General features: G+C 73.2%; 14 protein-coding genes. 8 read left to right on the top strand and 6 right to left on the bottom strand.

The window, feature by feature from the left end; genetic code table 11:
* Positions 1-70: 70 nt before the first annotated feature.
* Complete coding sequence (locus NQU55_RS36750) at positions 71-988, top strand: hypothetical protein (protein WP_308402197.1); 918 nt, start codon at positions 71-73, stop codon at positions 986-988.
* A gap of 39 nt (positions 989-1,027) precedes the next feature.
* Here NQU55_RS36750 and otsB read toward each other — a convergent pair whose 3' ends face one another.
* The 3 genes from otsB to NQU55_RS04880 are packed head-to-tail and all read right to left on the bottom strand — an operon-like array spanning position 1,028 to position 3,522.
* Entirely contained in the window at positions 1,028-1,879 is an 852-nt protein-coding gene (gene otsB / locus NQU55_RS04890) for a trehalose-phosphatase (protein ID WP_168091628.1), read from the bottom strand.
* A gap of 31 nt (positions 1,880-1,910) precedes the next feature.
* Complete coding sequence (locus NQU55_RS04885) at positions 1,911-2,228, bottom strand: DUF3263 domain-containing protein (RefSeq protein WP_168091627.1); 318 nt, start codon at positions 2,226-2,228, stop codon at positions 1,911-1,913.
* Between the two features lie 10 nt (positions 2,229-2,238).
* Entirely contained in the window at positions 2,239-3,522 is a 1,284-nt protein-coding gene (locus tag NQU55_RS04880) for an extracellular solute-binding protein (protein WP_372504627.1), read from the bottom strand.
* Positions 3,523-3,708: 186 nt separating this feature from the next.
* Between NQU55_RS04880 and NQU55_RS04875 the strand changes: the two genes are divergently transcribed.
* The 5 genes from NQU55_RS04875 (at position 3,709) to NQU55_RS04855 (ending at position 9,043) form a co-directional block, all read left to right on the top strand.
* Positions 3,709-4,680, top strand: coding sequence for an SIS domain-containing protein (locus NQU55_RS04875; RefSeq protein WP_168091625.1), 972 nt, complete (start codon positions 3,709-3,711; stop codon positions 4,678-4,680).
* A 317-nt stretch (positions 4,681-4,997) separates the two neighbouring features.
* The gene (locus tag NQU55_RS04870; RefSeq protein ID WP_168091624.1) at positions 4,998-5,945 is read left to right on the top strand and encodes an ROK family protein; all 948 of its coding nucleotides are present in this window, start codon (positions 4,998-5,000) and stop codon (positions 5,943-5,945) included.
* Positions 5,945-7,090: an N-acetylglucosamine-6-phosphate deacetylase gene (gene nagA, locus NQU55_RS04865; RefSeq protein ID WP_168091623.1), complete on the top strand. Its 1,146-nt coding sequence runs from the start codon at positions 5,945-5,947 to the stop codon at positions 7,088-7,090. The genes NQU55_RS04870 and nagA overlap by 1 nt, the downstream gene beginning before the upstream one ends.
* A gap of 148 nt (positions 7,091-7,238) precedes the next feature.
* The gene (locus NQU55_RS04860; RefSeq protein ID WP_168091622.1) at positions 7,239-8,171 is read left to right on the top strand and encodes a 1-phosphofructokinase family hexose kinase; all 933 of its coding nucleotides are present in this window, start codon (positions 7,239-7,241) and stop codon (positions 8,169-8,171) included.
* A 44-nt stretch (positions 8,172-8,215) separates the two neighbouring features.
* Positions 8,216-9,043 (top strand): class II fructose-bisphosphate aldolase, encoded by an 828-nt coding sequence (locus tag NQU55_RS04855; protein ID WP_168091621.1) that lies wholly within the window; start codon positions 8,216-8,218, stop codon positions 9,041-9,043.
* Between the two features lie 2 nt (positions 9,044-9,045).
* Here the strand turns inward: NQU55_RS04855 and NQU55_RS04850 are convergent, their stop codons facing one another.
* Both NQU55_RS04850 and cdgB read right to left on the bottom strand, forming a co-directional pair.
* Complete coding sequence (locus NQU55_RS04850; protein ID WP_168091620.1) at positions 9,046-9,996, bottom strand: carbohydrate-binding protein; 951 nt, start codon at positions 9,994-9,996, stop codon at positions 9,046-9,048.
* Positions 9,997-10,124: 128 nt separating this feature from the next.
* Positions 10,125-11,936, bottom strand: a complete 1,812-nt coding sequence (gene cdgB / locus NQU55_RS04845; protein WP_168091619.1) for a diguanylate cyclase CdgB — start codon at positions 11,934-11,936, stop codon at positions 10,125-10,127.
* Between the two features lie 340 nt (positions 11,937-12,276).
* Here cdgB and NQU55_RS04840 point away from each other — a divergent pair, with 340 nt between their 5' ends.
* Entirely contained in the window at positions 12,277-12,828 is a 552-nt protein-coding gene (locus tag NQU55_RS04840) for a flavin reductase family protein (protein ID WP_256789860.1), read from the top strand.
* Between the two features lie 76 nt (positions 12,829-12,904).
* Here the strand turns inward: NQU55_RS04840 and arfB are convergent, their stop codons facing one another.
* Positions 12,905-13,342 carry an alternative ribosome rescue aminoacyl-tRNA hydrolase ArfB gene (gene arfB / locus NQU55_RS04835; protein ID WP_168091617.1) on the bottom strand — a complete coding sequence of 146 codons (438 nt, stop codon included), beginning with the start codon at positions 13,340-13,342 and terminating at the stop codon, positions 12,905-12,907.
* 196 nt (positions 13,343-13,538) lie between these two features.
* On the opposite strand from arfB, the gene NQU55_RS04830 reads away from it, so the two are divergent.
* Complete coding sequence (locus NQU55_RS04830) at positions 13,539-14,114, top strand: TerD family protein (protein WP_256789855.1); 576 nt, start codon at positions 13,539-13,541, stop codon at positions 14,112-14,114.
* The last annotated feature ends 29 nt before the right edge of the window (positions 14,115-14,143 follow it).

The following is a 14,143-nucleotide window of genomic DNA, read 5'->3' as shown; positions in this document are numbered from 1 at the left end:
GGCCCCGTCTGAGCGGCCCGCGCTTCGGCGCCCCGGGCTGCCCGCATCCGGGCACGGGTAGCCATGGCGCATGCCAAATGTCCCACGTTGGGCCGTGCTTGCCACGGCGTGCGCCGCCGCCCTGACCGCGGTCGCCGGCTGCTCCTCGGACTCCTCCAAGAACGACGACGACAAGCAGGCCAAGGGGGCGGCGGGGGCCTCCGCGACGCCGTCCGGCTCCTCGGCCGGCTCCTCGGCGAACCCGTCGGCCAACTCGTCGGCCAACCCATCGGGCTCCTCCGCGGCCTCCGGCGGTGCGCCCTCGGGGACGCCGCGCACCGGTTCGCCGCCCGCCCGCTCGGCACCGGCAGGCTCGGCGCCGGCAGGTTCGGCACCGGCCCGTTCGGCGCCCGCCGGTTCCCCGCCCCCGGCCCCGCCGAGCGGATCCATACCGGTCGGCCCCGGGCCGCAGCCGTCCTACGCCGTCCAGCAGCAGCCCGCCGCCGGCAGCTGCCACTACCGCTTCACCCCGGCCAAGGAGCCGCTCCCCGACCCCGCGTGCACCCCCGGCGCGACCAACCCGAAGGTCACCCAGGCCACCCTCAAGACGACGATCTGCCGCAGCGGCTACACCGCCGGCATCCGGCCGCCCACGAGCGTCACCAGCCGCCAGAAGACCGCCAACGCCGCCGCGTACGGCTACAAGGGGCCGCTGGGCGACGCCGAGTACAGCCACCTGATCGGCCTGCAGCTCGGGGGCGATCCCAACGACGCGCGCAACCTGTGGGTCGTGCCGCCCTCCCCCGCCCGCAAGGAGGCGAAGGGACCCGGCAACGCCAAGGACGTGGTGGAGACCCAGCTCAAGAACGCCGTCTGCTCGGGCAAGGCCGACCTGGTCAAGGCCCAGCAGGCCGTCGCACGCGACTGGACGACGGCGCTGGACGTCCTCGGCGTCCCGGGCAAGGCCGCCAAGGGCGGGACGGCGAGCCTTTCGGACGAGGACGGCTGAACGGACGAGGGCCGGGCGGACGACGGCCGGGCAAGCGCGTCACCCGGCCGCGGGGCCGAGGCGGTCGGCGAGGGCCGTGAGCAGCTCCACGACTCCGCCCGGGCCGTCGACGACCAGGTCCGCGCGGTCCGCGAGCTCGGTGACCTCGGAGCTCCCGCTGCACACCAGCAGGCCCGGCAGGCCTTCGGCGCGCAGCTCCTCCACGGCCGCGAAGGCGGCCAGGTCGCCGAGGTCGTCCCCGGCGTAGAGGACACAGCCCGCGCCGCTCTCGCGCACGTACGAGGCGAGGGCGGCGCCCTTGTCGACGCCCGGCGGCCGCAGCTCCAGGACGAGCCTGCCGGGCTCGACGATCAGCCCGTGGCGCTCGGCGAGGGCGGACAGGGGCTCGCGCAGGGCGTCGAAGGCGGCCTGCGGGTGGGCGGTGCGCCGGGTGTGGACGGCGACGGCCCGGCCCTTGTCCTCGATCCAGGTGCCCCGGCCGAAGCCCGAGCCCGCCACGATCCCCGGCAGCTCCGCCCGGGCGGCCGCGACGCCGGGGGGCGGGGCGTCGGCGGTCACGGCGCCGGTCGTCGCGTCCCAGCGCTCGGCGCCGTAGTGCCCGAGGACCACGAGGCGCTCCAGGCCCGCGGCCCCGGCGAAGCCGCCGTAGCGCACCGCGACCTCGGCCGGGCGGCCGGTGATCACGGCGACCGAGCCGAGCCGGGGGGCGAGCCGCGCCAGCGCGGGCACGGCGCCCGGGTGCGCCCGGGCCTGCTCGGGGTCGGGGACGATCCCGGCGAGCGTCCCGTCGAAGTCGAGCGCGACGACCGCGCGCCGCGGGCCGGCCAGGAGGGCGGCGAGGCCGTCGCGGCCGGCGGGGGTGACGGGGACGGGGAGGGAGGGGCTGCCCATGGGGCCGACCCTACTGGCTGGGCGCCCCCGGCTACCGGCGTTCGCGGCGTGCGTCCCGGATGCGCCGGAGCCGGTTGACGGTGACCGGGTCGTGGGCGAGGGCCCGCGGGTCGTCCAGGAGGGCGTTGAGGAGCTGGTAGTAGCGGGTCGGGGTCATCCCGAGCCGCTCCCGCACGGCGCGCTCCTTGGCGCCGGGCCCGGAGAAGGCCCGGCGTTCCAGGGCGAGCACGGCGAGGTCGAGCTCGGAGAGCCCGCGCTCGGGGAGCGCCTGCTCGGGGAGACCCTCTTCGCGGGGCTCCCGCTCGGGGAGGTCCCCCTCGGAGGGCTCGCCGGGCTGTTCGTCGCTCACGCCGGCCAGCCTACTTGCCGTGGCCGGCCAGCTCCGTGGCGTCGGCCTCGCGCTGGATCTCGCCGAGGACGCTCGCGGCGTCGCCGCCCTTGACGACCACCGAGCCCATCTTCTCCTTGAGGGCCTTGCTGACCTTCGCCCAGGAGGTCTTGTCGACGGGGTAGAACTCGGCGTTCTCCAGCTGCGCCAGGAACGGCTGGAGGTGCTTCTTGCGGCTGTCGCCGGCCATCTTCTCGGAGGCGCTGGTGGTCACCGGCAGCAGGTCGTACTGGTTGGTGAAGGCCAGGACGTTCTTGGTGCTGTAGACGAAGTCGAGGAAGCGGCCGATCTCCTCGCGGTTGCCGCCGGCCTTGAACGCCATGATCCAGTCGGCGACGCCCATGGTCGCCTTGGCCTTGCCCTTCTTGCCCGGCAGCGGCGCGGTCCCGTACTTGATGCCCTTGGCCTCGGCCTGCTTCATCAGCGTGGGGTGACCGTTGAGCATGCCGACCTCGCCGCGGCAGAAGGCGTCGAAGACGTTCTGGCGGTTGGTGCGGGAGGGGTCCATGGAGCCGGTGAGGCCCTTGCCGACGAGCTCGTCGCGCAGCCAGGTGAACGTCTCGACGTTCTCGGTGGACTGGATGGTGTACGTGCCGTTGTGGTCGGTGTAGCCGCTGCCGCCGCTGAGCATCCACATCATGGTCTCGGCGGGCGCCTCCTCGGGACCGAGGGGCAGCCCGTAGGGAACCTTGACCCCCGCGGTCTGGAGCTTCTTGGCCGCGGCCTGGAGCTCGTCCCAGCTCTCGGGGGCCTTGACTATGCCGGCCTTGGCGAAGAGCGTCTTGTTGTAGAAGAGCAGCCGGGTGCTGGAGACGAACGGCAGGCCGTACTGCACGCGGGCCACCTCGCCGGCGCGGGCGATCGGGGCGATGATGTCGGCCTGGGTGGGGATGGTCAGCAGCTGGTCGGCGCTGTAGAGCTTGCCGGCCGCGGCGAAGTCGGCGTACGCGCCGATCTGCGCGATGTCCGGGGCCTTGCCGGCCGCGACCATGTCGGCGACCTTCTTGTCGACCTCGGTCCAGCTCAGGACCTGGACGTCGATCTTGACGCCCTTGTTCTCGGCCTCGAAGTCGCGGGCGAGGGCGTCCCAGTACTTCTTGGAGCTGTTCGCCTCGCTGTCGCCGTAGTCGGCCGCGACGACGCGCAGCGTCTTGCTGCCGGAGCCACCGTCGCTCCCGCACGCCGTCAGTGCGGGCGCCAACGCCGCCGTGGCGGCACCTGCCGCCGTCAGACCCAAGAACCGCCGCCGCTGCACTACTGCTTCCCACCTTCGTGGTTTGTGATCGTCCTGATCGTCCGCTGAAGACCGTAAGAACCGTGAGTTTCCCCCGCGGGCCACCATACGGTCCAGCCGACTCCGGTTTCGCTTCGGTATCGCCCTTCCCGCGCGGGGCGGGGGCTGCTATGCACGGAGATCACCGGTGGAAGGAGAAGAAAGCGCATGTCCGAGCCCTCTCTCACCCCCTCTCTCGCTCCCTCTCTCATCCCCTCTCTCACCTCTGCGGAGATCACCACTCAGCCCGCGTGCTGGCGGCGCGCGGCGGAGACCGCGGCTGCGGCCGCGGCCGCCGGCACGACCGGCCTGCCACGCCCCGGGGAGCGGGTGGCCGTGACCGGCTGCGGCACCTCGTGGTTCATGGCCCAGGCGTACGCGGCGCTGCGGGAGGCGTCGGGGCAGGGGGAGACGGACGCCTTCCCGGCGTCGGAGTTCCCCGTGATGCGGACGTACGACCGGCTCGTGGTGATCACGCGGTCGGGGACGACGACCGAGGTGCTCGATCTGATCGAGGAGGTGCGCGAGCGCTGGGAAGTCTTCGCGCTGACGGCCGACCCGGCGTCGCCGGTGGTGCGCGGGGCCGACGGGACGGCGGTGCTGGACTGGGCGGACGAGGAATCGGTGGTCCAGACCCGCTTCGCGACGACGGCGCTGGCGTACCTGCGGGCGGGCCTGGAGGCGAGCGGTGCGCTGCCGGCGGGAGTGAAGGGGATGGCGGAGGCGGCGGCGGACGCCGAGGCGGCACTGAAGGACCCGCTGCCCGCGGAGGTACTGGCGGCCGGCCAGTGGACCTTCCTGGGCGCGGGCTGGGCGTACGGTCTCGCGCAGGAGGCGGCACTGAAGATGCGGGAGGCGGCGGGGGCGTGGACGGAGGCGTACCCGGCGATGGAGTACCGCCACGGCCCGATCGCGATCACGGCCCCGGGCCGCGTGGCCTGGCTCCTGGGCACCGCCCCGGCGGGCCTGGAGACGGACATCTCCCGCACGGGCGGCACCCTCGTGGCGGACGGCGCCCGCCTGGACCCGATGGCGGACCTGATCCGCGCCCAGCGCCTGGCGGTGGCGGTGGCGCAGTCCCGCGGCCTGAACCCGGACACCCCGAAAAACCTGACAAGAAGCGTAATCCTGAACGCCTGACCTGACCTGCCCTGCCTTGCTCCGGCCCTGACCTGACCCTGACCTGCCGGGCGGCCCCCTCCCCTCCGCCGCGACGGCGCCCCGCCACCGACAACCTGGTCGGCGGTGCCGAGCCGCCCCGAGGCGCCCGGCACCGCCGACCAGGTCCGTATGGGCGGCGCACCGCCGCGTCGGACTCCCGCGGCCCCGCGCGTACGTCGTCACGTTCCGCCTCGTGAGTGGACCGGCGGGCGCGGAAGCCCGCCGGAGGCGGGGAAACACCCACCCACGGGCGAGTGGACTAGACCTTTCGTGTGCGGACACGCGACACTGTCCCCGTGAGACACGTCATCGCGCTCGACGTAGGCGGCACCGCCATCAAGGCCGCCCTGATCGGCCCGGACCACGAACTGCTGCACGAGGCCCGCCGCCCGACCGGCCGCGACCGGGGCCCGGACGCCGTCATAACCGGCATCCTGGACTTCGCCGCCGAGCTCGCGGCCACCGGCGAGGCCGCCTTCGGCGAGCCCGCGGCCGCGGCGGGCATCGCCGTGCCCGGCATCGTGGACGCCGCGGTCGGCACCGCCGTCTACGCCGCCAACCTCGGCTGGCGCGACGCCCCCCTGCGCGATCTGCTGAGCCGCCGCCTGGGCAGCACCCCCGTGGCCCTCGGCCACGACGTCCGCACCGGCGGCCTCGCCGAGGGCCGCATCGGCGCGGGCGAGGGCACGGACCGCTTCCTGTTCGTCGCCCTCGGCACCGGCATCGCCGGCGCCATCGGCGTCGAGGGCCGCATCGAGGCCGGCGCCCACGGCGGCGCGGGCGAGATCGGCCACATCCGCGTACGCCCCGGCCCGGACGCCCGGCCGTGCGGCTGCGGCGGCCGCGGCTGCCTGGAGACCCTCGCGTCGGCCGCCGCGGTCAGCCGCGCCTGGGCGGAGGCGAGCGGCGACCCGGACGCCGACGCCGCGGACTGCGCGCGCGCCGTCGACGCCGGCGACCTGCGCGCCCGCGCCGTCTGGCAGGAGGCCGTCGACGCCCTCGCGGACGGCCTCGTCGTCGCCCACACCCTGCTGGACCCGCGCACGCTGATCGTCGGCGGCGGCCTCGCCGAGGCCGGTGAGACCCTCTTCGCCCCGCTGCGCGCGGCGATCGCGGAGCGCATCACGTTCCAGCAGCTCCCCCGCATCGTCCCGGCGGCCCTCGGCGACGCCGCCGGCTGCCTGGGTGCGGGCCTGCTCGCCTGGGACCTGCTCACCACCCACCTCACGGAGGTTTCCGCCTGATGGTCGAACGAACGGTTCTCGCCGGTGCCCGCGTGGTGCTGCCGACCGGTGTGGTCGAGGACGGGCGGGTGACGGTCGAGGGCCGGCGGATCGCCGCGAACGAGAGCGGCGATCAGGCCGTGCTCGACCTCCCGGGCCACTGGATCGTCCCCGGCTTCGTGGACATGCACGTCCACGGCGGCGGCGGCGCGTCCTTCTCCGCGGGCGACCCCGAGGAGGCCCTGACCGCGATCCGTACGCACCGCGCGCACGGCACCACGACCATGGTCGCCTCCACCGTCACCGGCGACCTGGACGACCTCGCCCGGCAGGCGGCCGTCCTCTCCGAGCTGACCGAACAGGGCGACCTGGCGGGCATCCACTTCGAGGGCCCGTTCATCTCCCCGCACCGCTGCGGCGCCCACCAGCCGGAGCTGCTGCGCGACCCGCAGCCGGCGGACGTCCGCAAGCTGGTCGACGCGGCGCGCGGCGCGGCGCGGATGATGACGCTGGCCCCGGAGCTGGCGGGCGGCCTCGACTCCGTCCGGCTCCTCGCCGACCACGGCGTCGTCGCCGCCGTCGGCCACACGGACTCCTCCTACGAGGCGACCCTGGACGCCATCGAGGCGGGCGCGACCGTCGCCACCCACCTCTTCAACGCGATGCCGTCCCTGATGCACCGCGCGCCCGGCCCGATCGCGGCCCTCCTGGAGGACGAGCGGGTCACCGTCGAGCTGATCAACGACGGCACGCACCTGCACCCCGCCGTCCTGGAGCTGGCGTTCGCCCGCGCCGGCGCGGACCGGGTCGCGTTCATCACCGACGCGATGGGCGCGGCCGGCATGAGCGACGGCATGTACCCGCTCGGCCCGATGAGCGTGGAGGTCAAGGACGGCGTGGCCCGTATCGCCGACGGCCCGACGGCCGGTTCGATCGCGGGCTCGACGCTGACCCTGGACACGGCGTTCAAGCGCGCGGTGACGATCGACGAGCTGACGGTGGACCAGGCGGTACGGGCCCTGTCGGCGAACCCGGCGCGGCTGCTGGGCGTGGCCGACCGGGTCGGCTCCCTGGAGCCCGGCAAGGATGCGGATCTGGTCGTTCTCGACGCCTCGTACGACCTGGTGGGCGTCATGCGCAAGGGCGAATGGGTGGTCAGGCCCTAAGTGCACTGATTTCTGCCGCCCTTGACGGGCGGTCGCACTCCGGCCGGAACAGCGGCGGCAGTCCCGAGGTCTGGGCCTGCCGCCGCTGTTTTGGCATGATCGCTCGCGGTCGACGGTCCGGTTCATTGGTCAAGGGAGGGAGACGCCGGTGATCCTCACGGTCACGCTCAACGCCGCGCTCGATCTGACCTATCGCGTGCCGCGGCTGCAGCCGCACGCGTCGCACCACGTCACGGCCGCAGCCGAACGGCCCGGCGGCAAGGGCGTCAACGTGGCCCGCGTCCTCGCCGCCCTCGGCCACACCACGGTGGTCACGGGCTTCGCGGGCGGCACGACGGGCGAGACCCTGCGCCGCCACCTCGCCGAGGACGTCCCCGGCGGCGGGGCGGAGCTCGTCGACTCCCTCGTCCCCATCCTCGGCACCACGCGCCGCACGGTCGCCGTCGTGGACGCCTCCACCGGCGACACCACCCAGCTCAACGAGACCGGACCGGACGTCACCGCCGAGGAGTGGGCGGCGTTCACGGACGTCTACGCGCGCCTGCTGCGCGAGGCCCGCGCCGTCGCCCTGTGCGGGAGCCTGCCGCCGGGCGTGCCGGTCGGGGCGTACGCCCACCTCGTCCGGCAGGCGCGCGCCGCCCGCGTCCCCGTCCTGCTGGACACCAGCGGCGAACCGCTGCGCCGCGGCATCGCCGCCCGACCCGACCTGGTCACCCCCAACACGGCCGAACTCGCGGCCCTCACCGGCTCCACGGAGCCCCTCCGCGCGGCCCTGGACGCCCGCCGCCGCGGCGCCCACGCCATCGCCGCGACGCTCGGCCCGGAGGGCGTGCTCGCCGTGACCCCCGACGGCCGCTGGCGCGCGGCCCCGCCCCGCCGCCTCGCCGGCAACCCGACCGGCGCCGGCGACTCCGCCGCGGCCGGCCTCCTGTCGGCCCTCGTCGAGGGCCTCCCCTGGCCGGACCGCCTGACCCGGGCCGTGGCCCTGGCCGCGGCCACCGTGAAGGCCCCCACGGCAGGCGAATTCGACCCCGCGACGTACGAGGACGTGCTGCCGCACGTGAAGGTCACGGCGGCCTGAACCCGCCCCCTCCGAGGGGCGCCCCGACGGAAGGACCACCGGCCATGCCACTCGTCCACACCAGGGAACTCATCACCGCAGGCCGCGCCCTGTGCGCTTTCAACGTCATCACGGTCGAACACGCGGAGGCCGTCGCGGCGGGCGCGGAATCCGCCGGCCGCCCGGCCGTCCTCCAGATCTCGGAGAACGCCGTGAAGTTCCACGGCGGCCGCCTGGGCCCCATCGCCGCCGCGACCGCGGCGGTGGCGACCGCCTCGTCGGCGCGCCTGTCCCTCCACCTGGACCACGTGGAGGACGAGGCCCTCCTGCGCCGGGCGCATGCCCACGGCTTCAGCTCGGTGATGTTCGACGCCTCGAAACTCCCTTACGGAGACAACGTCAAAGCGACGGCGGAAGCGGTCCGTTGGGGCCACGAGCGCGACATCTGGGTGGAGGCGGAACTGGGCCGCGTCGGCGGAAAGGCGGGCGACGCCCACACCCCGGGCGTACGAACGGACCCTGCGGAAGCGGCCACTTACGTGGCCGACACATCAGTCGACGCCCTGGCAGTAGCTGTAGGCAGCACCCACGCGATGACGGTCCGCACGGCAACCCTGGACCACACCCTCATCACCGCCCTCCGCGAGGCGGTCCCCGTCCCCCTGGTCCTCCACGGCTCGTCAGGCGTCCCGGACGCGGAACTCCGCAGGGCGGTGGCCGCCGGAATGACGAAAATCAACGTGGGCACGGCATTGAACAAGGCCTTCACAGGCACGATCCGCGCCTTCCTGGAGGCCCACCCCTCCACAACGGACCCGCGCAAGTACCTGGCTCCCGCACGGGCCGCGGTGACGGAGACGGTCGCGGGATTCCTCCGGACCGTCTCCGGGTGAGGTCACGCGCCGCCGGGCTGCAGCCAGACCTGGTCGAGGTGCACGTCGCACTTGTTGCCGGGCTCGCAGGAGAGCTTGATGGTGTTCTTGCCCTCCTTGAGGGTGACCTGCGTCCAGGTGTTCACCCAGAAGTTCACCCACTCACCGGGCTTGGCATTGCCGTAGTTCTTCATCCCTATGGGACGGTCGCTCTTGCTGCTGTTCGTGGTCACCGAGAGCGCATTGTCCGTGCCCGGCACGCCGTAATTGGCATACAGGCGGTAGTCACCGGCGGACTTGACGTTCACTTCCCATTCGACGCCCGCGCCCTCTTGGTTGATGACGACGTAAGCGCCGTTCGCGGCCTTCGCGCCGGGGGTGTCCTTCTCCGTGGTCGCCGCCCCGCTCAGCTTCAGGGTCGACGCGTCCCGCTTGAGCTTCCCGGCCGCCGAAGGGTTCTTCGGCTCGGTCTTCTTCTCCGGCTCCTTGGAATTCTTCTTCTCGTCCTGATCCGGCGCCGGCTTCTCGCCGCCCGAAGAGGCCTGGTTGCTCTTGTCGTCCGACGTGCCGCTGTTGTTCATCATCGCGACGCCGATGCCGCCCGCCACCACCGCGACGACGGCTATGGCCGCCACCAGCAGGCCGGTCCGCTTCGGACGGGAGGCGCCGCCGTGGCCGCCGTGACCGCCGTGGGACGCCGGCTGGCGCGGGACGCCGCCCGCCAGGGTCTCCGGGGCCGCGTAGTGCGGCGACGGCTGCTGAGCGTACGGCGGCTGTGGCTGCGACTGCGGCTGGCGCGGGCCGTACTGGCGTGAACCGACCGTCCGTACCTGGTTGTACGAAGTGCGGGGGACGCCCGGCTGCGGCGCGGCCGGGGCGCTGTCGTGAGGCCCCTCGCCGCCCTCCGAGCGGTACAGGTGCGCGAACGGGTCGTCGTTCTCCGGCGTACCCGTGCCGTTATTACCGGCCGTCATCCCCTGTCACTCCCAACCTGTGGGCCCATCGCCCACTGGCCAAATCTTTGCGTTCGATTTCACGGTAGGCGGCGGTGCCGCGTTGGCGCAGCCTACCGCGACGCGGCGACACCTCGCGGTGCGTGGCCTCAGCCCGCCCGCCGACCTGCCTTGGCGCGTGACCGTTTTTCGACGTACATGCGCTGGTCGGCGGAGTGCAGCACCTCGTCGGCGGACATTCCGCAGCCTGCCCAGCCGATGCCGAAACTCGCGCCTACCCTCACCGCCCGGCCGTCAACCCTTATCGGCGGGACGATGGCGCTGCGCAGCCGTACGGCCAGGTCCTCGGCGTCGGCCTGGGCGAGGCCGTCCGCGAGGACGACGAATTCGTCGCCGCCGAGGCGGGCGACCGTGTCGCCCTCGCGGACGCCGTTGCTGAGCCGGCGGGCGACCTCTATGAGGACGGCGTCACCCGTGTGGTGCCCGAAGCGGTCGTTGATCGCCTTGAAGCCGTCGAGGTCGCAGAAGAGGACCGCCAGGCCCTTGGTCCCGTCGTCCTGCCCGTCCTCCGCCGGAGCTATGGCGTGGACATGCCCGGGGTAGGCCCCGTCGTGCTCGCCGCCGCCGATCTCGTCGGGGGCGTAGTCGGGCCCGCAGTCCGGCGCGTGCTCGGGGCCGAGCTCGGAGCCGAAGCCGTGCGCGTACGGCCCGGCCTGCCCGGACCCGTACGCACCGCCCGCGGCCGTCCCGGCGGTCCCGGCGGCGCCCACACCCGCACCCGCGGCCGCCGCCCCGTCGACGCCCTCCACCTCGGCGAAGCCGTCCAGACACCCGTAGGGCGCGGCCACGGCGGCCGCGTGGGGCTCGCTGCCGGGCGCGCGGTTGCACAGCCGGCTGCTGAGCCGGGCCCGCAGCTCGGCGCTGTTGGGCAGGCCGGTCAGCGAGTCGTGGCTGGCGCGGTGGGCGAGCTGCAGCTCGTGCCGCTTGCGCTCCTCGATGTCCTCGACGTGGGTGAGCAGGAAGCGCGGCCCGTCGGCGGCGTCGGCCACGACGGAGTTGCGCAGCGAGACCCACACGTAGGTGCCGTCGCGGCGGGCGAGCCGCAGCTCGGCGCGGCCGCCCTCGGCGGAGGTGCGCAGGAGCGTGCCGATGTCCTCGGGGTGGACGAGGTCGGAGAACGAATAGCGGCGCATCTGGGACGCGGAGCGGCCGAGGAGGCGGCACAGGGCGTCGTTGGTGCGGTGCAGGCGGCCGTGCTGGTCGCCGCCCATCTCGGCGATGGCCATGCCGCTGGGCGCGTACTCGAAGGCCTGACGGAAGCTTTCCTCACTGGCCCGCAGGGCCTGCTGCTCCCGCTCCAGGCGGACGAGGGCCCGCTGCATGTTGGCCCGCAGGCGGGCGTTGCTGATGGCGATGGCGGCCTGGAAGGCGTACATCTGCAGCGCCTCGCGGCCCCAGGCGCCGGGCCGGCGGCCGTTGCGCGGCTTGTCGACGGAGATCACGCCGAGGAGCTCCCCGCCCGCCGTGCCCGCGGTGTACATGGGGGCGAAGAGGCGGTCCATGGGGTGCCACTCGTCCGGGAAGCGCGGCGCCGGGCCGGCGGTGTGCCACTGGGGCACGTCGTCGTTGTCGAGGACCCAGCCCTCGGTGTACGGGATGAAGCGCAGCGAGCCCCACTGATCGGCCATGGCCAGCCGCCGCTCCCACGACACGCGCGAGCCGACCCGCCCGGCCAGCAGCGCTTCCGCGCCGGCGCTGCCGGCGACGGCGGCCACGACGAGGTCACCGTCGGGCCGTACGAGATTGACGGCCGAGAGCTCGTACCCGAGCCCGGTGACGATGCCGTCCGCGACGGTCTGCAAGGTGTCCGCGAGACTTCGCGCCGTGTTCAGATCGGCCACCACCTGATGCAGCCCGCGCAAGGTGGCCAGGCGGACATACGGCTCCGACTCGGTCTCCATCTTCGCTCTCCCCCGAGACCTCGACAGCAACTCCAGGCTTCTTGTCGTCCGTTTACCACGGCCACTGAATCACAGCGAGCTGACCACTCGGTACACAGGGTCAACAATTACAGCCCTCTGTGACTCATGTCACAATGCGTGATGAGGTCCCGCTACTGGCGGGGTTAGAAGCTCTTATGCTTCCTGAACGCAAATCCGGAACCGTGTGAACACTCATCCGGACGCCTTCCCGAACCGATGCGGACAACTTTCGGAACCGTTCCGGCACCCTTCCGACCTAGGACCCGCCTGGTCCTGCAGCCCGATGCGAGGGCGCTACGGGCGGGCTAGCGTGCACAGCGTGTTGCAGACGACCCCGTCCTACGAGACCGCCATAGCCCATTCTGAAGGGGTGAGCGCCGATGAGTTCCGTGCCGCCCTCGCCCGCCTCGCCGCCGGCGTGGTGCTGGTGACCGCACACGACCCGGAGCACGGTCCGCGCGGCGAGGACGTCGGAATGACGGCGACCGCCTTCCTGTCCGTCTCGCTCGAACCGCCTCTCGTCATGGTGAGCGTTCGCAACGATTCCCGTATGGACGACCTCCTGGAGCGGCAGCCGCTGTGGGCGGTGTCCGTCCTCTCCGAGAGCCAGCGGCACATCGCCGGACGCTTCGCGATGAAGGGACGGATCAGCGACCGCCTGCTCTTCGAGGACATCCCCTACGCGTCCGGGGCGGCGACCGGCGCGCCGCTCGTACGAGGCGCGCTGTCGACTCTGGAGTGCCGGACGGAGCAGCGGGTGACGGCCGGGGATCACACGCTGGTGATCGGCAGGGTGCTCACGGCGACGGCGCCGACGACGGAGAGCGGTCCGCTGACGTACTTCAAGGGGAAGTACCGGCAGCTGGGGTGAGGCGGGGCGCCTCCCGGCCCGGCCCTCGGGCCCGGCCCTCGGCCCGCCTCTTGGGCCCGGCCCTTGGACCCGGCCCTCAGGTCCAGTCCTTGCCGGTGCGCCCGCGCTTGGTCTCGGCGCGCTGCTTCTTCTGCCGCAGCCGCCGCTCGTTGATGCCGCGCGGGATCTTCGTGGCGCGCCGCGGGCGGGGCGGCGGGGCGCTCGCCTCGGCCAGCAGCGAGGCGAGCCGGACGGCGGCGGTCTCGCGGTTGCGCCACTGCGAGCGGTGCTCCGAGGCGCGCACGACCACGACGCCGCCGACGAGGCGGCCGGCGAGCTTGGCCAGTGCGCGTTCCTTCCAGACCTCGGGCAGCGCTTCCGTGCGGGCGAGGTCGAACCGCAGCTCGACCTGGCTGTCGCTCGTGTTGACGTGCTGGCCGCCGGGGCCGGAGGAGCGGGAGAAACGCCACTGGAGCTCGGCCTCCGGCAGGGAGACCGAGCCGCGGATGACGTAGGGGCCGGACATGCCCCCCATGATCCCGCCTGGCACGGGCGGGCGTCACCTCGTTTTGCGCCGCCTTCGGCACCCGCCGGCATCAGGGATTGGCAAAGAAAGTAAAAGCTGGTGGAACCCTGGGGTCCCCCGAGGACGTTAACAAGGGTGACGGTGACCCGCGGGCCGCGGTGCGCTGCAGAACCGACCCAGACTTGACCAGAAAGGGACAATTCCCATGGCTGTAAGCCTGTCCAAGGGCGGCAACGTCTCCCTCACCAAGGAGGCCCCGGGCCTGACGGCCGTCACGGTCGGCCTCGGCTGGGACGTCCGCACCACCACCGGCACGGACTTCGACCTCGACGCGAGCGCGATCGCCGTGAACCCCACGGGCAAGGTCTACTCCGACGCCCACTTCGTCTTCTTCAACAACAAGTCGACGCCGGACCAGTCGATCGTCCACACCGGTGACAACGTCACGGGCGCCGGCGAGGGCGACGACGAGCAGATCAACGTCAACCTGGCCGCCCTCCCGGCCGACATCGACAAGATCGTCTTCCCGGTCTCGATCTACGACGCGGTGTCCCGCAGCCAGAACTTCGGCCAGGTCCGTAACGCCTACATCCGCATCATCAACCAGGCCGGCGGCGCCGAGCTCGCCCGCTACGACCTGAGCGAGGACGCCGCCACCGAGACCGCCATGGTCTTCGGCGAGCTCTACCGCAACGGCTCGGACTGGAAGTTCCGCGCGGTCGGCCAGGGCTACGCCTCGGGCCTGCAGGGCATCGCGCAGGACTTCGGCGTCAACGTCTGACGAAGGCCGCGGTGAGGGGCCGCCCCGGG

This window comes from Streptomyces telluris (assembly GCF_024519335.1).
In the GTDB taxonomy this organism is placed as follows: domain Bacteria; phylum Actinomycetota; class Actinomycetes; order Streptomycetales; family Streptomycetaceae; genus Streptomyces; species Streptomyces telluris.
Note: the sequence above shows the minus strand (reverse complement) of the source record. Positions and strands in the feature narration are given on the sequence as shown.

Excerpts from the sequence above, each read along its gene's own strand:
- NQU55_RS36750 (WP_308402197.1), top strand. The coding sequence starts at position 71 with ATGCCAAATGTCCCACGTTGGGCCGTGCTTGCCACGGCGTGCGCCGCC.
- otsB (WP_168091628.1), bottom strand. The coding sequence starts at position 1,879 with ATGGGCAGCCCCTCCCTCCCCGTCCCCGTCACCCCCGCCGGCCGCGAC.
- NQU55_RS04875 (WP_168091625.1), top strand. The coding sequence starts at position 3,709 with ATGTCCGAGCCCTCTCTCACCCCCTCTCTCGCTCCCTCTCTCATCCCC.
- nagA (WP_168091623.1), top strand. The coding sequence starts at position 5,945 with ATGGTCGAACGAACGGTTCTCGCCGGTGCCCGCGTGGTGCTGCCGACC.
- NQU55_RS04855 (WP_168091621.1), top strand. The coding sequence starts at position 8,216 with ATGCCACTCGTCCACACCAGGGAACTCATCACCGCAGGCCGCGCCCTG.
- NQU55_RS04850 (WP_168091620.1), bottom strand. The coding sequence starts at position 9,996 with ATGACGGCCGGTAATAACGGCACGGGTACGCCGGAGAACGACGACCCG.
- cdgB (WP_168091619.1), bottom strand. The coding sequence starts at position 11,936 with ATGGAGACCGAGTCGGAGCCGTATGTCCGCCTGGCCACCTTGCGCGGG.
- arfB (WP_168091617.1), bottom strand. The coding sequence starts at position 13,342 with ATGGGGGGCATGTCCGGCCCCTACGTCATCCGCGGCTCGGTCTCCCTG.
- NQU55_RS04830 (WP_256789855.1), top strand. The coding sequence starts at position 13,539 with ATGGCTGTAAGCCTGTCCAAGGGCGGCAACGTCTCCCTCACCAAGGAG.